This is a genomic window from Staphylococcus saprophyticus subsp. saprophyticus ATCC 15305 = NCTC 7292, assembly GCF_000010125.1.
Lineage (GTDB): Bacteria > Bacillota > Bacilli > Staphylococcales > Staphylococcaceae > Staphylococcus > Staphylococcus saprophyticus.
Genome location: NC_007350.1, coordinates 2,331,563 through 2,350,266, shown reverse-complemented (window position 1 = coordinate 2,350,266; position 18,704 = coordinate 2,331,563). Strand labels below are relative to the sequence as shown.

Below are 18,704 nucleotides of genomic sequence, written 5' to 3'. Positions count from 1 at the left end.
ATTTCATACATTTCATTGTCTGGTGACAATGGCAAGGAGGTCACACCTGTTCCCATGCCGAACACAGAAGTTAAGCTCCTTAGCGCCGATGGTAGTCGGACTTACGTTCCGCAAGAGTAGGACGTTGCCAGGCAATCAGAGACCCAAGCGGGTCTCTTTTTTTGTGTCAAAAAAGCTTAACTTCTCCAGTTCGAAGAACTGAAAAACCTAAAATAAGCTATTATGAGAAAGCGTTTGAAACTGACGAACTGAACAAAAGACGAAGCGAGCTTACAAGCGGTGTTGATTAAATGAACATACGAGTCAAAACTCGTATGTAAGAATATTTAGTTGAATATAATGACTATAGAGAAGTCGCTAGGGACATGTTAAAATATAGGGACATATAAAATAGAATTTCAGTTTGAAAAGTAGGGGATTTAATGACATTACCATTAACAGATCGGCTCAATCATTTATTGAATAAGAAACCAATTTCCATGCATGTACCTGGCCATAAAAATATGACGATAGGCTATTTAAATGAGTTGAAAATGGAAATGGATATGACAGAAATTACAGGATTGGATGATTTGCATCAAGCTGAAGATGTTATTGGGCAAAGTATGCAACATATCAACAAGCATCCTGATTATGATGCTTACTTTTTAGTCAATGGAACGACATCCGGTATATTAGCAGTGATACAAAGCTTTTCTAAAGTAAAGGGAGAGTATATCATCGCAAGAAATGTACATAAATCTGTTTTTCATGCTTTGGATTTAGCGCGTGCTTCTAGTAAATTATTAAAAACGAGCGTAAGTAGTAAGACAAAACAGTATGTTGGTCCAGACGAAGTGTCACTAAAAACTCAGGTAGATAAAGCGAAATTAGCAGTTTTCACTTATCCTAATTATTATGGCGAGTGCTTTGATGTAGCGTCTACGATTAAGTATATGAAAGCATGTCAAATTCCTACATTAATAGATGAAGCTCATGGTGCGCATTTCAATTTAATGGGTTTTCCAAATTCTACATTGAATATGGGGGCGGATTATGTTGTGCAGTCTTATCATAAAACGTTGCCATCACTCACGATGAGTTCTATTATTTTTATACATAAAAAGGCGCCGTTACGTGAAGATATATTGAAATATTTAACTTACTTTCAATCTTCAAGTCCATCCTATCTTTTGATGAGTAGTTTAGAATTAGCACATGACTTTTATAAAAGCTATGATAGTAGTCTGTTTTTTGAAAAAAGATCACAGTTAATTAAAGTGTTAAAAGATAAAGGTATGCGTATTATTGATGTAGAAGATCCACTCAAATTGAATATTCAGTGTAATGGTTATACAGGAATCGAACTTCAAACACTTTTTGAAAACCAAGAGATTTATGTAGAGCTTGCGGATGACTATCAAGTTTTACTAGTCCTACCTTTATGGCATAAAGGGGATCAATTTCCATTTGATGATTTGTTAGCAAGAATAAGCGCAATAAATATAGAAACAAGAGTTGCGTTTGAAGTAACGGATGTACCCTTTTACAATGAAGAAGGTACGTATGATTATAGAGAAATAGATAAGGTTAAGAAGATAGATATAGATAAAGCATATAATAAAATATTGGCGACGCATTTAACTCCTTATCCTCCGGGTATTCCAATCATGCTAAGAGGAGAAATTATCACTAAAAATATGATAAAATTAATGAATTATTGGTGTAATCATCAAATTAGAGTTGAAGGTATGAAAGATAATAAAATAGAAATTAAGGATGAATAAGATGTCTGCATTTATAACTTTTGAAGGGCCGGAAGGTTCAGGTAAAACTACTGTGATACAACAAGTAGCACAAAAATTAGAAAATCAATACAGTGTTGTGCTCACAAGAGAGCCCGGTGGCGTAAAGACGGGAGAGCAAATTCGTGAGGTATTACTTGAGGGTGACGACATGGATGATCGTACAGAAGCATTATTATTTGCAGCTTCAAGACGAGAACATCTTGTGGGTAAAGTCATTCCATCTTTAGAAAATGGGAAATTAGTATTGTGTGATCGATATATAGATAGTTCTTTAGCATATCAGGGCTATGCACGGGGTATAGGAATAGAAGAAGTAAAGTCTATTAATGAATTTGCAATAAATGGTTTATATCCTGATATTACAATTTATTTAGATGTGAGTGTAGCTGTAGGTCGGGAACGTATTTTGAAAAATCAACGAAATCAAAATCGTCTTGATCAAGAAGATGTAAAATTTCACGAAAAAGTAGTTGAAGGATATAAAAAAATTATTCATAATGAGTCTGAACGCTTTATCGTGATAGAGGCAGATAGAAGCATAGATGAAGTTGTGAACGCAACATATGAATCTATAAGCAAATACTTAGAAAAATTATGATATAATACTGGGAAGAGGTGTTTAGTATGAAAATGATTATAGCAATTGTACAAGATCAAGATAGTCAAGAGCTTTCAGACAAACTTGTTAAACATAACTTTAGAGCAACGAAACTTGCAACAACCGGTGGATTTTTAAGAGCGGGTAATACAACATTCCTATCAGGTGTCGAAGATGACCGTGTAGACGAAATGTTGAAAGTGATTAATGACACTTGCGGTAATAGAGAACAACTTGTATCACCTATAACACCAATGGGTGGAAGTGCAGATTCTTATATACCTTACCCAGTTGAAGTAGAGGTTGGAGGAGCAACGGTATTTGTAATGCCTGTTGAAGCTTTCCATCAATTCTAGAATTATGGTTGCTATATATGGTAACCTTTCAAATTACATTTTTGTTTAGGACACATATAAGATGGTCTTAAGAAATGTGCTTTGTAAGGTAACTATGTATGAGCAGCCTTTTTATATAAAGGAGTAACTTTATGATGGATGAACAAGAAAGACTGACGAAAGCGTATCAATCAAACAAATTGTCGCATGCTTACTTATTTGAAGGCGATGATGGCCAAACAATGCAGCAAGTCGCTATTGATTTTACGAAACTTATTTTATGTAATGGAGATTATCAATGTCAGTTAAAGGTAGAAACATTTAATCATCCTGATTTTATGTATATATCATCAGAAGAAACAACAATAAAAAAGGATCAAGTTGAACAATTAGTACATCACATGAATCAACTTCCAATCGAAGGCGATTATAAAGTGTACATTATTGAATCTTTTGAGAAACTAACAGTTCAAGGCGAAAATAGCATTTTAAAGTTTTTAGAAGACCCTCCAGAAAACACAATAGCCATCTTATTAACTACAAAACCAGAACAAATTCTAGATACGATACATTCTAGATGCCAACATGTTTATTTTAAACCAATTGATAAAACCAAGTTTATTAATCGATTAGTTGAGCGAGAAATTACTAAACCAGTAGCTGAATTGTTAAGTACATATACAACGCAAATTGAAGTCGCTGTTACGCTTAATGAAGAAACCGATTTAATGGCTCTACGCAAGAGTGTTGTTAAATGGTGCCAATTATTGTTAACCAATCGTTCAATGGCTTTGATAGCTATTGTGGATTTATTAAAACAAGCTAAAAATAGAAAATTACAGTTAGTGACATTAGCAGCAGTTAATGGTTTCTTTGAAGATGTCATGCATGCTAAAGTAGGTATGGATCAAGATATGATATATCATGATTTAAAGGAAGATATCAAAGCATTTTCGAAAAAACTAACATACAATCAAATTATTTTGATGTATGATCAAATAACAGAAGCACATAAAAAATTGAATCAAAATGTTAACCCGATGTTAGTATTTGAACAAATTGTAATAAAAAGGGTGAATTAATAATGCAAAATGTAGTCGGAATAGATTTTCAAAAATCAGGTAAAATGGAATATTATTCACCAAAGGGTTTCGATTTAGACGTTGGCGACTGGGTAGTCGTAGAATCAAAAAGAGGATTAGAAATGGGACGCGTGAAATATGCACCATTAGATGTTGCGGATCAAGATGTCACATTGCCATTAAAAGAAATTGTTCGTCTCGCTACAGAAGATGATTTGCTACAATATGAAAAAAATGAGTATGATGCGGATGAGGCAATGGCATTATGTAAAGAGACGATACAACAACACGAGTTAGAAATGAGATTGGTAAATTGTGAATACACACTAGATAAATCAAAAGTTATCTTCAATTTCACTTCTGATGAACGTGTCGATTTTCGAAAGTTAGTTAAAGTATTGGCGCAGAAGTTAAAAACACGTATTGAGTTAAGACAGATTGGTGTCAGAGACGAAGCTAAATTACTAGGTGGTATAGGGCCATGTGGCCGTTCACTGTGTTGTTCTACGTTTTTAGGTGATTTTGAACCAGTTTCTATTAAAATGGCAAAAGATCAAAATCTATCTCTCAACCCCACTAAAATATCTGGAGCCTGTGGTCGCCTAATGTGCTGTCTTAAATATGAAAATGATTATTATGAAGAAGCACGCGCGCAATTACCAGATGTCGGAGACGCTATTGAAACGCCTGAAGGTAATGGAAAAGTCATAGGTTTGAATATTTTAGATATTTCTATGCAAGTTAAAGTCGAGGGCCTAGAGCAGCCACTTGAATATAAAATGGAAGAATTAGAAACATTAAATTAGGAGGCTAATACAACATTGAATCGTAGCGACATATTTGAAAAATTAGCAAATCTAGAAGCCAATATAAACCAAATCAACAGTGATATGGGAAATTTAAAAAAACTTACCGTTGAAGTGATTGAAGAAAATGTCGCCTTACAAATAGAGAATGAAAATTTAAAAACTTTAATAGACAAAGAAGAAAAATCTAAAGCGGTTGAAAATGGGAAAAAGCTACCAAAGAAACAACCGCTACGTAGCAAAGATAATTTAGCAATGCTTTATAAAGAAGGTTTTCATATTTGTAATGGAGAATTATTCGGTAAACACAGAAAAGGTGACGATTGTTTATTTTGTCTTGAAGTATTAAGTGAATAATCGAACTGATTTAAATGGTTAATGTATAATGATGACATGTGATTGAGGATGAGGTGTAGCGATAGGCTTGATTATTAAGCATCGTTATCTCGTCCTCTTTTTTTAGGGAGGAAAGGGAAATGTTGTTAGAGAATGAGAGGTTAGACTATTTATTAAAAGAAAACCTTAGAATTATACAAAATGATAATGTATTTTCTTTTTCGACGGATGCGTTATTACTTGGTCACTTTACCAATGTGAAAAAGCGCGATAATATAATGGATTTGTGCTCTGGTAACGGCGTAATTCCTTTAGTATTATCGAATAAAGGGCAACAAATGATAGATGCTGTCGAAATTCAAGAGCAATTAGTAGACATGGCTAGAAGAAGTATTACATATAACCAACTAGAAGAGAGAATCCATATGTATCAAATGGACTTGAAAGAAGCACATAGATATTTCAAGCCGTCTCAATATGATTTAGTCACTTGTAATCCTCCTTATTTTAAAACAAATCAGCAACACCAACATCAAATAGATGCGCATAAGATAGCGAGACATGAGATAATGTGTACATTAGCAGATTGTTGTTATGCTGCAAGGCATTTGTTAAAGCAAGGTGGTCGATTTATCATGGTTCATAGGGCGGAACGTCTAATGGATGTCTTAAGTCATATGAGAACTTATCAAATTGAACCTAAAAAAATTTATTTTATATACAGTAAACTGGATAAAGCGGCTCAAACGATTGTTGTTGAAGGTAGAAAAGGCGGGAATCAGGGCTTAGAAATTCAACCACCATTCTACATATATAACAAAGATGGCACTTATACCGAAGAAATGAGAGAAATATATTATGGATAAACATTATATATATATTGTTAAGTGTAAAGATGGCAGTCTATATACAGGATATGCAAAAGATATAGAAAAAAGAATTATCAAACATAATAATGGTCAAGGTGCCAAATATACAAAAATAAGACGTCCTGTACAATTAGTTTACCAAGAAATGTTTGATACCAAATCTGAAGCATTGAAACGTGAATATGAAATCAAGACATTTTCACGTCAAAAAAAACTTAAATTAATAAGTGAGGGATAGCTTATGTCAACGTTATATTTAGTAGGAACGCCCATCGGTAACTTAGCAGATATTACTTATCGTGCAGTAGATATATTACGGAATGTAGATTTGATAGCTTGTGAAGATACGAGGGTGACAAAAAAATTATGTGCGCATTATGAGATACAAGCACCACTCAAGTCCTATCATGATCACAACAAAGAACAACAAACAGATTATTTAATTGAACAATTACAAGAAGGTGTGGATATTGCACTCGTATCAGATGCAGGCTTACCACTTATTAGTGACCCGGGATATGAACTTGTTGTAGCTGCAAGAGAAAAACAAATTAGAGTAGAAACAGTACCTGGACCTAATGCGGGTTTAACTGCACTGATGGCAAGTGGGTTGCCTTCTTTTACTTATACATTTTTAGGATTTTTACCTAGAAAAGAAAAGCAAAAACATTCGATATTAGAACAGCGTATGTATGAAGATAGCACGTTGATTATTTATGAATCACCGCATCGTGTGAAAGATACCTTAAAAACAATTCTAAACATAGATGAAGCGCGTAAAGTATCAGTTGGAAGAGAACTTACTAAGAAGTTTGAGCAAATTGTCACAGGCTATGTAAGCGAAGTGATTGAGCAACTTGAAGATGGAAATATTCCGTTGAAAGGTGAGTTCGTTGTCCTTGTTGAAGGTGATGAACATGCAGAGGATACTTCGTGGTTTGAGGATATGTCTATTAAAGAACATGTAACGTATCATATAAATCAAAATATGAAACCTAAAGCAGCTATAAAAGTTGTTGCGGAAGCACGTCATATGAAAACGAGCGAAGTATACGACATTTATCATGAGGTTAATTAATCATTTTATAAGTCTTCAAAAGAGACGTGAAAGTGACTTAATATAAAATCATATATAAACAATAAAAAAGAGTTGAAAAACTCCCATAACATGCGTGATTTATGGTAATGTAGATAAGATAGAGATTATTAACCATTATTAAATCATATCAATAAAAAAGTGGAAAAAACGCATATGAATCGTACACTATCCATATAATTCGTTAATATGAAATGCATATAAAAACAGTACAGAAGCATACGTCTACTTTATTGAAAACAATATTAAATTTAGATATATTAATGATGTAAGAAACGAGGAGGAACATTGATGGCGAAAGAAACATTTTATATCACTACACCAATATATTATCCAAGTGGGAATTTACATATCGGTCATGCTTATACGACAACAGCTGGTGATGTAATCGCACGTTATAAAAGAATGCAAGGCTATGATGTTCGTTATTTAACGGGAACGGATGAACATGGACAAAAAATTCAAGAAAAAGCACAAAAAGCTGGGAAATCAGAAATCGAGTACCTTGATGAAATGATTGCTGGTATTAAAGATTTATGGGGAAAACTAGAGATTTCAAACGACGATTTTATACGTACAACAGAAATTAGACATAAAGAAGTTGTACAACAAATATTTGAACGTTTATTGGCTCAGGGAGATATTTATCTTGGTGAATATGAAGGTTGGTATTCTGTTCCGGATGAAACGTATTATACTGAAACACAATTAGTCGATCCAATTATGGAAAACGGAGTGATTGTTGGAGGTAAGAGTCCTGATTCTGGTCATGAAGTAGAATTAGTAAAAGAGGAAAGTTATTTCTTCAATTTATCTAAATATACAGACCGTTTATTAGAATTTTATGATGAAAATCCTGAATTTATTCAACCGCCTTCACGTAAAAATGAAATGATTAATAATTTCATTAAACCAGGACTTGAAGATTTGGCAGTATCAAGAACATCATTTGATTGGGGTATTCGTGTTCAATCAAATCCTAAGCATGTTGTTTATGTTTGGATAGATGCGCTTGTAAATTATATTTCTTCATTAGGTTATCTATCAGATGATGACAGTCTATTCAAGAAATATTGGCCTGCAGACATTCATATTATGGCTAAGGAAATTGTACGATTCCACTCTATTATATGGCCGATTTTATTAATGGCACTAGACATTCCATTACCTAAAAAAGTTTTCGCACATGGTTGGATACTTATGAAAGATGGGAAAATGAGTAAATCTAAAGGTAATGTTGTAGATCCTAACGTATTGATTAATCGTTACGGTTTGGACGCAACACGTTACTACTTAATGCGTGAATTACCATTTGGCTCTGACGGTGTATTTACACCAGAAGGATTTGTAGAACGTACAAATTATGACTTAGCAAATGACTTGGGTAACTTAGTTAATCGAACAATTTCAATGGTGAACAAATATTTTGATGGTGAACTACCAGCATATCAAGGTCCTAAACACGAATTAGATAAAGATATGGAACAAATGGCACTAGATACCGTCAAAACTTTCCATGAAAATATGGACGACTTACAATTCTCAGTAGCACTTTCAACTATATGGAAATTCATTAGTCGTACTAATAAATATATCGATGAAACGTCACCATGGGTTTTAGCTAAAGATGAGGATCAAAAAGAAATGCTTGGTAACGTAATGGCACACTTAGTAGAAAATATTCGTATTATTGCGGTATTATTAAGACCATTCCTTACACATGCACCAAAACAAATCTTCAGCCAATTAAATATTAATGCACCAGAACTTTTTGAATTAGAAAGTATTGAACAGTATGGCGCATTAACTGAACCGATTATGGTGAGTGGTAAACCCGAACCAATCTTCCCACGTTTGGATAGCGAGGTTGAAATTAGCTATATCAAGGAATCAATGCAACCAGACAAGATTGAAGAAGAAGTTGAGGAAGAGTTGCCTAGCAAAGCGCAAATTGATATCAAAGATTTTGATAAAGTAGAAATCAAGGCTGCAACAATTATTGACGCCGAGCAAGTGAAAAAATCTGATAAGTTATTAAAAATTCAAGTTGATTTGGATAGTGAACAACGTCAAATCGTTTCAGGTATTGCAAAATTCTATCAACCTGAAGATATTATTGGCAAAAAGGTAGCAGTTGTCACTAATTTAAAACCAGCTAAATTAATGGGTAGAAAATCAGAAGGTATGATACTTTCTGCTGAAAAAGATGGTGTACTTACACTTGTAAGCTTGCCTAGTGCAATTCCAAATGGTGCAATAATTAAATAATCACAAATTGAGGGAGCGGAATTAATATGCTAATCGATACACATGTTCATTTAAATGCAGATCAATATGATGAAGATTTAGAGGAAGTCATTGAACGCGCAAGAGAGAATGGTGTGGATCGTATGTTTGTTGTTGGTTTTGATACGCCGACAGTAGAACGTACGATGGAGCTCATTGACCAATATGAATTTATCTATGGCATTATTGGTTGGCACCCTGTAGATGCGATTGATTGTACTGAAGAGCGTTTAGAATGGATTGAAAAACTTGCAGCACACCCTAAAGTGATTGGCATTGGTGAAACCGGATTAGACTATCATTGGGATAAGTCGCCCAAAGATGTTCAACAAGCATTGTTTAGAAAGCAAATTGCATTAGCAAAACGCGTAAATTTACCAATTATCATTCATAATAGAGAAGCGACACAAGATTGTGTAAATATTCTTAAAGAAGAACACGCTGAAGAGATTGGTGGCATTATGCACAGCTTTAGCGCGTCACCTGAAATTGCTGACGATGTTATCAATAAATTGAATTTTTACGTATCATTAGGTGGTCCTGTTACATTTAAAAATGCAAAACAACCAAAAGAAGTTGCAAAGCATGTGCCTTTTGATAGACTGTTAGTTGAAACGGATGCACCATTCCTATCGCCACATCCCTATAGAGGCAAAAGAAACGAACCTGTCCGCGTAACATTAGTTGCGGAACAAATTGCTGAATTACGTGGTGTGAGTTACGAAGAAGTGTGTAAACAAACAACTGAAAACGCAGAACGATTGTTTAAATTAAAAGCATAATCATATTTCAAAAAGGTATCGGTCTGAGATAGAGCTTAGTTGATATAAGGCATACTAAGTGGTAATCACAATTAAAACCGATACCTTTTTTATTTTTATCTAAAATGAATTAAAGTAACGAAAGGTGAAGCAATAAATGAAAATAAATGAATTTATTGTAGTTGAAGGTAGAGATGACACTGAACGCGTAAAAAGAGCTGTTCAATGTGATACGATTGAAACAAATGGTAGCGCCATTAACGAATCAACGTTAAAGGTAATTGCACAAGCCTATGAAACAAGAGGTGTTATCGTATTAACTGACCCTGATTTCCCGGGTGATAAAATCCGCAACACGATACAAAAACAGATTCCCGGTGTGAAACATGCATATATTGATAAAGAAAAAGCTAAAAATAAACGTGGAAAAATTGGCGTAGAGCATGCACAATTAAGTGATATTAAAGAAGCTTTAATGAATGTGAGTACACCTTTTGAAGAAGGTCATGAATCAATAAGTAAAGATGTTTTAATCGATTTAGGATTAATCGTTGGTAAGGACGCACGTCATAAAAGAGAAAAGTTAGGTCGCAAACTGCATATAGGCCATTCTAATGGTAAACAGTTAATCAATAAGTTGAATGCATTTGGCTATACAGAAGAAGATGTTAGGTCTGCTTTAAGTGATGAAGAAGGAAGTGAATCGTAAATGGATTATAAAGATATTGCCACACCAACACGTACGAAAGCTTTACTTAATCAATATGGCTTTAATTTTAAAAAAAGTCTCGGTCAAAACTTTTTAATTGATGTGAATATTATTCATAATATTATTGACGCAAGTGATATTGATGAACAGACAGGTATAATAGAAGTGGGTCCTGGTATGGGGTCATTGACAGAACAATTAGCAAAAAGTGCTAAAAAGGTTATGGCATTTGAAATAGACCAACGTTTAATACCTGTATTAAAAGATACGATGAGACCTTACGATAATGTAACCGTGATCAACGAAGATATACTTAAAGCAGATATCGCACATTATATAACAGAACACCTGACTGATTGTGAAAAGATTATGGTTGTCGCAAACTTACCGTATTATATTACGACGCCAATATTATTAAATTTAATGCAGCAGAAATTACCAATTGATGGCTATGTAGTCATGATGCAAAAAGAAGTTGGAGAACGACTTAATGCACAAGTTGGTACCAAAGCCTATGGGTCACTCTCAATCGTTGCACAATATTATACAGAAACAAGTAAAGTATTAACGGTGCCTAAATCAGTTTTTCTTCCGCCACCTAATGTAGATTCCATTGTTGTAAAATTGATGAAACGTCCAACACCTATCGTTGATATTGACGACGAAAATAAATTTTTCAAAATGACAAAAGCGGCATTTAGTCAAAGACGTAAAACGATCAATAATAATTACCAAAGCTTATTTGTAAACGGTAAAGTGAATAAAGAAAAAATATTAGAATGGTTAGAAGCGGCTGGCATCGATCCTCGAAGACGTGGAGAGACACTTTCAATAAAAGAATTTGCAAATTTATACAATGAATTGCAAAATTTCACAGAATTAGAATTTTAAATTATTGACAAGCGCGTCCGACATTGCTAAAATTGATATTTTATTTGACAAAAACCTCCATTTTGTGTTATTATACAACTTGTAGCGAGGTGGAGCAATATGCCAAAATCTATTGGAGACATCAAAAATTCACTTGATTGTCAATTAGGAAACAGAATTGTACTTAAAGCGAACGGTGGACGTAAAAAAACAATTGAACGTAGTGGTGTGTTAAAAGAAACTTACCCTTCTGTTTTTATTGTGGAACTAGATCAAGATATTTATAATTTTGAACGTGTGTCTTATACATACACTGACGTTTTAACTGAAAACGTACAAGTTTCTTTTGAAGATGATAATCATCAAGAAGCAATTGCACACTAAATAAAAGTAATTAAAGTCATGTTTGATTGTCAGAATCTTACTTTCACAATAGACTTTAATATTCGAACGATTGATATAAAAAGGTATGTTGGTGTATAACGCCGACATACCTTTTTTTTGATTTTTATACATATAAAAGAAAATTATTTTATCTAGTAAACACGTTATTGTAAAATAGTGAATTAAGAAATGATTTGATTTTTCGACATAGTTGAAAGTTTATTTTTTAATTTTTATTTATTTGTATTTTGGCGCAATATATTAACTTTTGAAAAAACCGACAACACAATGATAACAATATGTTAAAATCATTTTATTACCATATCGAAATTGAAAGAGGGTGGGAATATGATTTATGAAACTGCGCCAGCTAAAATTAACTTAACGTTGGACACACTCTTTAAACGAGATGATGGTTTTCATGAAGTTGAAATGATAATGACAACGATAGATTTAAACGATCGCTTATCATTTGAACTGCGTAAAGACAAAAAAATAGTTGTTGACGTAGAACAGACTTATGTTCCCTCCGATAATAAAAATTTGGCATATAAAGCTGCAGAACTAATGAAAAAGACCTATAATTTACAACAAGGTCTGACCATTACGATTGATAAAAACATACCCGTGTCAGCAGGGTTAGCAGGTGGATCGACAGATGCTGCAGCTACGATGAGAGGCATGAATCGTTTATATAAGTTAAATAGACCGTTAGAGGAACTATGTGCATTAGGAATACAAATTGGAACGGATATTCCTTTTTGTATATTAGGTAAGACTGCTTTGTGTAAGGGCAAGGGCGAAATAATCGAATATTTGGATAAACCGCCTTCTGCTTGGGTTGTGGTTGCTAAACCTGATTTAGGTATATCGTCACCAGATATATTTAAGAAATTAGATTTAACACAACCGCATACAGTGCATACTGAAGCATGTGAAAATGCTTTAATTTCTGGAGATTATGAACAATTATGTAAAAGTCTTTCAAATCGCTTGGAACCTGTTTCGGGAAAGATGCATGATGAAATATTAAAAATAAAAGCCAATATGTTAGAAAATGGTGCGGATGGTGCTGTTATGAGTGGTAGTGGCCCGACAGTTTATGCGTTAGCTAGGAAAGAGAGACAAGCAAGACACATATATAACGCGGTTAATGGTTGCTGCAATGAAGTACATATTGTAAGATTGTTAGGCTGAAAAAGAAGGGATGAAATGAATGCGCTATAAAAGAAGTGAACGTATTGTGTATATGACACAATACTTAATGAATAATCCAAACAAATTAATACCACTAACATATTTTGTACAAAAGTTTAAACAAGCTAAATCTTCAATTAGTGAAGATGTACAAATTATTAAAACAACTTTTCAAAAAGAAAAGCTTGGCACGGTTATTACTACGGCAGGTGCTAGCGGTGGTGTGACCTATAAACCAGAAATGAGTAAAGCGGAAGCGACGGAAGTGATTGATGATGTTATTGCTCAACTTCAGGAGAAAGACCGTTTATTACCAGGTGGATATTTATTCTTATCCGATTTAATGGGGAATCCTACTTTACTTAATCGTGTTGGTAAATTAATTGCAACACTGTATATGGATGAAGAGATAGATGCCATTGTAACGATTGCAACTAAGGGGATCTCATTAGCCAATGCAGTAGCGAATGTATTGAACTTGCCAGTAGTTGTTATTAGAAAAGATAATAAGGTTACTGAGGGATCAACAGTTTCTATTAACTATGTCTCAGGCTCATCTAGAAAAATTGAAACGATGGTGCTTTCTAAGAGAACATTACCAGAAAATTCTAACGTGCTCGTGGTTGACGATTTTATGCGTGCTGGAGGTTCAATCAATGGTGTTATGAATTTGATGAATGAGTTTAAAGCTCATGTTAAAGGGGTATCTGTACTAGTAGAATCAAAAGAAGTTAAGCAAAGATTAATTGAAGATTATACATCCTTAGTTAAACTATCTGATGTAGATGAATACAATCAGGAGTTTAAGGTGGAACAAGGCAACAGTTTAACTAAATTTTCTTAAAAGGAGCGATTTCGACATCATGAAAGTTATTAATACTGAAAAGGCACCTGAAGCATTAGGGCCATATTCGCATGCAACAGAAATTAATGGACTTGTGTTCACATCAGGACAAATTCCTCTAAATTTAGAAGGACAAATTGTTAGCGATGATGTAAAAGAGCAAACGAAACAAGTCTTAGAAAATTTAAAAGTTGTGTTAGACCAAGCTGGATCAGATTTAGATTCAGTAATTAAAGCTACTATTTTCATTGCTGATATGAATGAATTTCAAAATATAAATGAAATTTATGGCAAATACTTTAGTAATCATCAACCAGCGAGAAGTTGTGTTGAAGTGGCAAGATTGCCGAAAGATGTTAAAGTTGAAATAGAGTTAATTGCAAAAGTGAAATAAGGATTTATAATTTTTAATAAAATTGTTAAGCTTCTAACAAAGAGATACTAGGGGGGCTCACTACATGAAAGTGACAGATGTAAGACTTAGAAAGATACAAACAGATGGAAGAATGAAAGCGCTTGTTTCAATTACATTAGACGAGTCATTTGTTGTACATGACTTACGCGTAATTGAAGGCAACACAGGTCTATTCGTCGCAATGCCGAGTAAACGTACACCAGATGGTGAATTCCGAGACATTGCTCATCCAATTAACTCAGAAATGAGACAAGAAATACAGGATGCAGTAATGAAAGTATATGAAGAGACTGATGAAGTCATCCCTGACAGAAATGCGCAATCATCAGACGATTCTGAAGAAGCTTAAATAAAATACGTTCAGCTATTTGAGGGAAAATAGTTGTTATATACACGACCGAATAGGGCGGAAAATTTATTTTCAAAATGATTTTTTTGCTCTATTTTAGTAGATGTGACTATTTAAATGGATAACTTAGCTAAAGTGATGCATAAGTGTGACTGATTTTTTATGTGAATATGCAGTACTTTATGGAAAAGTTATTTTATAATTTCGATATAGTCATTTAACGTCTAATTGATATAAACCAGACCGAAACATATATGTTCGGTCTGGTTTTTTGCATATTTATCGCTTTAAAAATAAAAAGTGTTGATTTTAAAAAGGTGACAGAAATGATTTGTTTTAGGGAATGGAAAATAAATGGGAATAAAATGAATATTGGTTAATTTTAAATAATATAAAAATAAGAAATACAAGTTTGACTATGTTGATATTTTCGTAAATAAAAAATTATATTATATTAGAGATATTATAGATTTCGCATAAATTTTGAAGCGCTTCCATAGCTATTCAATAATGACAAATAGGGTTATGCAATTTTTTAATATTAGTAATAAAAATATTTCTATTATATAACATTGGTGCTTTGAGCCTTGAAAGTGTGACTAGCGTTAAATTATAATAGGTAAGAAGTGTATATTTTAATGGAGGGTTAACATACATGCAAAGACATGCAATAGTACTTGCAGCAGGCAAAGGTACGCGTATGAAATCAAAGAAATACAAAGTACTTCATGATGTAGCAGGTAAAACGATGATCGAACATGTTGCAGATAATGTGAAGCAATCTGGAATAGATCAGCTTGTTACCATTGTTGGACACGGTGCAGATAGTGTCAAAGAGACACTTGGAGACACATCGCTTTATAGTTTTCAAGAAGAACAATTAGGTACAGCACATGCTGTTAAAATGGCAAGTGAGCATTTAAGTGAAAGTCAAGGGACGACGTTAGTGGTTTGTGGAGACACGCCATTGATTACGACAGCAACATTGAAATCATTGGTTGAACATCACGAGAACAATCAAGCACATGCAACAGTTTTATCAGCGACAGCAGAAAATCCATTCGGTTATGGACGTATTTTACGTGACTCAGAAGGACGTTTGGTGAGTATTGTTGAGCAAAAAGATGCAACAGATGCAGAGCAACAAATTAATGAAATTAGTTCAGGTATTTTTGCGTTTGATAATCAAGTCCTATTCGAAAAACTAGAATTAGTCAAAAATGACAACGCACAGAGCGAATATTACTTGCCTGATGTACTTTCTTTAATTTTAGAAGATCGTGGTATTGTTGAAGTTTTCCATACGAATGATTTTGAGGAAATCATGGGCGTGAATGATAGAGTAATGCTTAGCGAAGCTGAAAAAGCTTTTAGAAAACGCATTAACGAACAGCATATGAAGAACGGTGTAACAATTATTGACCCTGTGACGACTTATATCGGAGCTGATGTTAGAATTGGTGAAGATACAGTAGTTGAGCCTGGTGTGAAACTCTCTGGCAATAGCGTAATTGGAGAAGATACTGTTATTGGACAACATACGGAAATTACGAATAGTAAAATAGGTTCAAATGTCACAATTAAACAATCTGTCATTAATGAAGCGATAGTGGATGATTATGCTACGATTGGTCCGTTTGCACAACTTCGTCCAGGTGCAGATTTAGGTAAAAAAGTAAAAGTTGGTAACTTTGTTGAAGTTAAAAAATCAGTGGTGAAAGCAGGAGCCAAATTACCTCACTTAAGTTATATTGGTGATGCTGAAATAGGTGAAAGAACGAATGTTGGATGTGGTTCTATCACAGTTAACTATGATGGGATTAATAAATTTAAGACGGTCATTGGTGATGATTCCTTTATCGGATGTAATACGAATCTCGTTGCACCAATTACTTTAGGTAATCGTTCATTTATAGCTGCAGGATCAACAATCACTGATAATGTACCAGAAGACAGTTTAGCGTTAGCGAGAGCTAGACAAACGACTAAAGAAGGTTATTTGAAAAAATAAACACAAATGTTTAGACAAGCTTACTTAAACTGTTAAAATCAATATAGTTAAAGATAATCATAACAATTATTTATGTTGCTGAGCGATATAAGTTTTGCCTTGTCTACAAACCAAAACGAATTGAAAGAATTAATTGGAGGACTATAAATGTTAAACAATGAGTATAAGAATTCTGCTTTGAAAATATTTTCTTTGAAGGGTAATGAACCGTTAGCCCAAGAAGTGGCAGATCATGTTGGAATTGAATTAGGGAAATGTTCTGTAAAACGTTTCAGTGATGGAGAAATTCAAATCAATATTGAAGAAAGTATTCGTGGTTGTGATGTTTTTATTATTCAACCAACATCAAATCCAGTAAATTTACATTTAATGGAATTGTTAATCATGATAGATGCTTGTAGACGTGCTTCAGCAGCGAACATTAATATCGTTGTTCCATATTACGGCTATGCACGCCAAGACAGAAAAGCACGCAGTCGTGAACCAATCACAGCAAAACTTGTTGCAAACTTAATTGAAACTGCTGGCGCAGACCGCATGATTGCATTGGATTTACATGCACCTCAAATACAAGGTTTCTTCGATATGCCAATTGACCATTTAATGGGTGTGCCGATTTTAGCGCAATACTTTAAAAATGAGACAGATATCGACCCTGAAGAGTGTGTTGTTGTATCACCAGACCACGGTGGGGTGACAAGAGCTCGTAAACTTGCAGATATACTTAAAACACCAATCGCGATTATAGATAAACGTCGTCCGAAGCCAAATGTTGCAGAAGTGATGAATATTGTTGGTGAAATTGAAGGTCGAACAGCAATTATTATTGACGATATTATAGATACGGCTGGTACGATTACTTTGGCTGCCCAAGCGTTAAAAGACAAAGGTGCGAAAGATGTTTATGCTTGTTGTACGCATCCCGTACTATCAGGTCCTGCAAAAGAACGTATTGAAAACTCAGCGATTAAAGAACTTGTAGTTACAAACTCCATTCAATTAGATGAAAAACGTAAACCAGAGAATACTAAAGAATTATCAGTAGCAGGGTTATTGGCTCAAGCAATTATACGTGTATATGAACGCGAATCAGTTAGTGTGCTATTTGACTAATAGCCTTTAACAATGTATAATGATTTCGTTCGTGAAATATCACGATAAATAAACATTTGCAAGCAACAGATTGTTGATGGGCAAATGAGGAGCTCTTAGATAGAGCATTTATGAAAGGTGGAAACTGAATATGGCTTCATTAAAGTCAATTATTCGTCAAGGTAAACAAACGCGTTCAGACCTTAAAACACTAAGAAACACTGGTAAAGTACCAGCAATCGTTTATGGTTACGGTACAAAAAATACTTCAGTTAAAGTAGACGAAGTAGAATTTATCAAAGTTATCCGTGAAGTTGGACGTAACGGTGTAATCGAATTAGGCGTAGGTTCTAAAACAATTAAAGTAATGGTTTCAGACTACCAATTCGACCCACTTAAAAACCAAATCACTCATATTGACTTCTTAGCAATCAATATGACTGAAGAACGTACTGTAGAAGTACCAGTTCAATTAGTTGGTGAAGCTGTAGGAACTAAAGAGGGCGGCGTTGTTGAACAACCATTATTCAACCTTGAAGTTACAGCTACTCCAGATAACATCCCTGAATCAATCGAAGTTGATATCAGTGAATTAGAAATAAATGATAGTCTTTCTGTTGAAGATATCAAAGTTTCTGGTGATTTCACTATTGAAAACGAAGCTAGTGATTCAATCGTAACAGTAGTTCCTCCAACTGAAGAACCTACTGAAGAAGAAATCGAAGCAATGGAAGGCGAAGCAGCTACTGAAGAGCCAGAAGTTGTAGGCGAAGAAAAAGAAGATGAAAGTGGCGAAGACCAAAAAGAAGAATAATAATCTTTCTCTTTGAGTTGATGTCATGTGTTGATGTATCAACGCAATATTATCTTATAAAAA

Annotated in this window: 21 protein-coding genes and 1 rRNA gene; all 22 read left to right on the top strand. The window is 34.0% G+C overall.

Annotation, left to right across the window (positions count from 1 at the left end; all coding sequences use genetic code 11):
- Positions 1-18: 18 nt before the first annotated feature.
- The 22 genes from rrf to SSP_RS11350 all read left to right on the top strand — a co-directional run bounded on the left by rrf (position 19) and on the right by SSP_RS11350 (position 18,641).
- Positions 19-133: ribosomal RNA gene (gene rrf, locus SSP_RS11455) — 5S ribosomal RNA — on the top strand.
- 289 nt (positions 134-422) lie between these two features.
- Entirely contained in the window at positions 423-1,766 is a 1,344-nt protein-coding gene (locus tag SSP_RS11450; protein ID WP_011303883.1) for an aminotransferase class V-fold PLP-dependent enzyme, read from the top strand.
- A gap of 1 nt (position 1,767) precedes the next feature.
- Positions 1,768-2,385, top strand: a complete 618-nt coding sequence (gene tmk / locus SSP_RS11445) for a dTMP kinase (RefSeq protein WP_011303882.1) — start codon at positions 1,768-1,770, stop codon at positions 2,383-2,385.
- Between the two features lie 26 nt (positions 2,386-2,411).
- On the top strand, positions 2,412-2,741 hold the full coding sequence (locus tag SSP_RS11440) for a cyclic-di-AMP receptor (protein WP_002484220.1): 330 nt from the start codon (positions 2,412-2,414) through the stop codon (positions 2,739-2,741).
- 134 nt (positions 2,742-2,875) lie between these two features.
- A complete protein-coding gene (locus tag SSP_RS11435) occupies positions 2,876-3,802 on the top strand; it encodes an ATP-binding protein (protein WP_041784847.1) in 927 nt (308 codons plus the stop codon).
- Positions 3,803-3,804: 2 nt separating this feature from the next.
- On the top strand, positions 3,805-4,608 hold the full coding sequence (locus tag SSP_RS11430) for a PSP1 domain-containing protein (protein ID WP_002484218.1): 804 nt from the start codon (positions 3,805-3,807) through the stop codon (positions 4,606-4,608).
- A gap of 15 nt (positions 4,609-4,623) precedes the next feature.
- A complete protein-coding gene (yabA, locus tag SSP_RS11425; protein ID WP_011303880.1) occupies positions 4,624-4,965 on the top strand; it encodes a DNA replication initiation control protein YabA in 342 nt (113 codons plus the stop codon).
- A gap of 119 nt (positions 4,966-5,084) precedes the next feature.
- Positions 5,085-5,810: a tRNA1(Val) (adenine(37)-N6)-methyltransferase gene (locus SSP_RS11420; RefSeq protein WP_002484216.1), complete on the top strand. Its 726-nt coding sequence runs from the start codon at positions 5,085-5,087 to the stop codon at positions 5,808-5,810.
- On the top strand, positions 5,803-6,051 hold the full coding sequence (locus SSP_RS11415; RefSeq protein WP_011303879.1) for a GIY-YIG nuclease family protein: 249 nt from the start codon (positions 5,803-5,805) through the stop codon (positions 6,049-6,051). The genes SSP_RS11420 and SSP_RS11415 overlap by 8 nt, the downstream gene beginning before the upstream one ends.
- A 3-nt stretch (positions 6,052-6,054) precedes the next feature.
- On the top strand, positions 6,055-6,891 hold the full coding sequence (gene rsmI, locus SSP_RS11410; RefSeq protein WP_002484214.1) for a 16S rRNA (cytidine(1402)-2'-O)-methyltransferase: 837 nt from the start codon (positions 6,055-6,057) through the stop codon (positions 6,889-6,891).
- 309 nt (positions 6,892-7,200) lie between these two features.
- On the top strand, positions 7,201-9,177 hold the full coding sequence (gene metG / locus SSP_RS11405; RefSeq protein WP_011303878.1) for a methionine--tRNA ligase: 1,977 nt from the start codon (positions 7,201-7,203) through the stop codon (positions 9,175-9,177).
- Between the two features lie 26 nt (positions 9,178-9,203).
- Positions 9,204-9,977, top strand: a complete 774-nt coding sequence (locus tag SSP_RS11400) for a TatD family hydrolase (RefSeq protein WP_011303877.1) — start codon at positions 9,204-9,206, stop codon at positions 9,975-9,977.
- A gap of 136 nt (positions 9,978-10,113) precedes the next feature.
- Complete coding sequence (gene rnmV, locus SSP_RS11395; protein ID WP_011303876.1) at positions 10,114-10,665, top strand: ribonuclease M5; 552 nt, start codon at positions 10,114-10,116, stop codon at positions 10,663-10,665.
- Positions 10,666-11,556, top strand: a complete 891-nt coding sequence (rsmA, locus tag SSP_RS11390; RefSeq protein ID WP_011303875.1) for a 16S rRNA (adenine(1518)-N(6)/adenine(1519)-N(6))-dimethyltransferase RsmA — start codon at positions 10,666-10,668, stop codon at positions 11,554-11,556.
- Positions 11,557-11,655: 99 nt separating this feature from the next.
- Positions 11,656-11,919 carry a biofilm formation stimulator Veg gene (gene veg / locus SSP_RS11385; RefSeq protein ID WP_002484209.1) on the top strand — a complete coding sequence of 88 codons (264 nt, stop codon included), beginning with the start codon at positions 11,656-11,658 and terminating at the stop codon, positions 11,917-11,919.
- Positions 11,920-12,267: 348 nt separating this feature from the next.
- Positions 12,268-13,116: a 4-(cytidine 5'-diphospho)-2-C-methyl-D-erythritol kinase gene (ispE, locus tag SSP_RS11380; RefSeq protein ID WP_011303874.1), complete on the top strand. Its 849-nt coding sequence runs from the start codon at positions 12,268-12,270 to the stop codon at positions 13,114-13,116.
- A 19-nt stretch (positions 13,117-13,135) separates the two neighbouring features.
- Positions 13,136-13,960: a pur operon repressor gene (gene purR, locus SSP_RS11375; RefSeq protein WP_002484207.1), complete on the top strand. Its 825-nt coding sequence runs from the start codon at positions 13,136-13,138 to the stop codon at positions 13,958-13,960.
- A gap of 19 nt (positions 13,961-13,979) precedes the next feature.
- Entirely contained in the window at positions 13,980-14,354 is a 375-nt protein-coding gene (locus SSP_RS11370; protein ID WP_002484206.1) for a RidA family protein, read from the top strand.
- Positions 14,355-14,418: 64 nt separating this feature from the next.
- Positions 14,419-14,724 carry a septation regulator SpoVG gene (gene spoVG / locus SSP_RS11365; RefSeq protein ID WP_011303873.1) on the top strand — a complete coding sequence of 102 codons (306 nt, stop codon included), beginning with the start codon at positions 14,419-14,421 and terminating at the stop codon, positions 14,722-14,724.
- Positions 14,725-15,379: 655 nt separating this feature from the next.
- Positions 15,380-16,735, top strand: a complete 1,356-nt coding sequence (gene glmU / locus SSP_RS11360; RefSeq protein WP_011303872.1) for a bifunctional UDP-N-acetylglucosamine diphosphorylase/glucosamine-1-phosphate N-acetyltransferase GlmU — start codon at positions 15,380-15,382, stop codon at positions 16,733-16,735.
- Positions 16,736-16,882: 147 nt separating this feature from the next.
- Entirely contained in the window at positions 16,883-17,848 is a 966-nt protein-coding gene (locus SSP_RS11355; RefSeq protein ID WP_011303871.1) for a ribose-phosphate diphosphokinase, read from the top strand.
- A 130-nt stretch (positions 17,849-17,978) separates the two neighbouring features.
- Complete coding sequence (locus SSP_RS11350; protein WP_011303870.1) at positions 17,979-18,641, top strand: 50S ribosomal protein L25/general stress protein Ctc; 663 nt, start codon at positions 17,979-17,981, stop codon at positions 18,639-18,641.
- Positions 18,642-18,704: the final 63 nt, after the last annotated feature.

What these genes read in the sequence shown, in the direction of transcription:
- SSP_RS11450 (WP_011303883.1), top strand. Translation starts at nt 423, where the DNA reads ATGACATTACCATTAACAGATCGGCTCAATCATTTATTGAATAAGAAA.
- tmk (WP_011303882.1), top strand. Translation starts at nt 1,768, where the DNA reads ATGTCTGCATTTATAACTTTTGAAGGGCCGGAAGGTTCAGGTAAAACT.
- SSP_RS11440 (WP_002484220.1), top strand. Translation starts at nt 2,412, where the DNA reads ATGAAAATGATTATAGCAATTGTACAAGATCAAGATAGTCAAGAGCTT.
- SSP_RS11435 (WP_041784847.1), top strand. Translation starts at nt 2,876, where the DNA reads ATGGATGAACAAGAAAGACTGACGAAAGCGTATCAATCAAACAAATTG.
- SSP_RS11430 (WP_002484218.1), top strand. Translation starts at nt 3,805, where the DNA reads ATGCAAAATGTAGTCGGAATAGATTTTCAAAAATCAGGTAAAATGGAA.
- SSP_RS11420 (WP_002484216.1), top strand. Translation starts at nt 5,085, where the DNA reads ATGTTGTTAGAGAATGAGAGGTTAGACTATTTATTAAAAGAAAACCTT.
- SSP_RS11415 (WP_011303879.1), top strand. Translation starts at nt 5,803, where the DNA reads ATGGATAAACATTATATATATATTGTTAAGTGTAAAGATGGCAGTCTA.
- rsmI (WP_002484214.1), top strand. Translation starts at nt 6,055, where the DNA reads ATGTCAACGTTATATTTAGTAGGAACGCCCATCGGTAACTTAGCAGAT.
- metG (WP_011303878.1), top strand. Translation starts at nt 7,201, where the DNA reads ATGGCGAAAGAAACATTTTATATCACTACACCAATATATTATCCAAGT.
- SSP_RS11400 (WP_011303877.1), top strand. Translation starts at nt 9,204, where the DNA reads ATGCTAATCGATACACATGTTCATTTAAATGCAGATCAATATGATGAA.
- rnmV (WP_011303876.1), top strand. Translation starts at nt 10,114, where the DNA reads ATGAAAATAAATGAATTTATTGTAGTTGAAGGTAGAGATGACACTGAA.
- rsmA (WP_011303875.1), top strand. Translation starts at nt 10,666, where the DNA reads ATGGATTATAAAGATATTGCCACACCAACACGTACGAAAGCTTTACTT.
- veg (WP_002484209.1), top strand. Translation starts at nt 11,656, where the DNA reads ATGCCAAAATCTATTGGAGACATCAAAAATTCACTTGATTGTCAATTA.
- ispE (WP_011303874.1), top strand. Translation starts at nt 12,268, where the DNA reads ATGATTTATGAAACTGCGCCAGCTAAAATTAACTTAACGTTGGACACA.
- purR (WP_002484207.1), top strand. Translation starts at nt 13,136, where the DNA reads ATGCGCTATAAAAGAAGTGAACGTATTGTGTATATGACACAATACTTA.
- SSP_RS11370 (WP_002484206.1), top strand. Translation starts at nt 13,980, where the DNA reads ATGAAAGTTATTAATACTGAAAAGGCACCTGAAGCATTAGGGCCATAT.
- spoVG (WP_011303873.1), top strand. Translation starts at nt 14,419, where the DNA reads ATGAAAGTGACAGATGTAAGACTTAGAAAGATACAAACAGATGGAAGA.
- glmU (WP_011303872.1), top strand. Translation starts at nt 15,380, where the DNA reads ATGCAAAGACATGCAATAGTACTTGCAGCAGGCAAAGGTACGCGTATG.
- SSP_RS11355 (WP_011303871.1), top strand. Translation starts at nt 16,883, where the DNA reads ATGTTAAACAATGAGTATAAGAATTCTGCTTTGAAAATATTTTCTTTG.
- SSP_RS11350 (WP_011303870.1), top strand. Translation starts at nt 17,979, where the DNA reads ATGGCTTCATTAAAGTCAATTATTCGTCAAGGTAAACAAACGCGTTCA.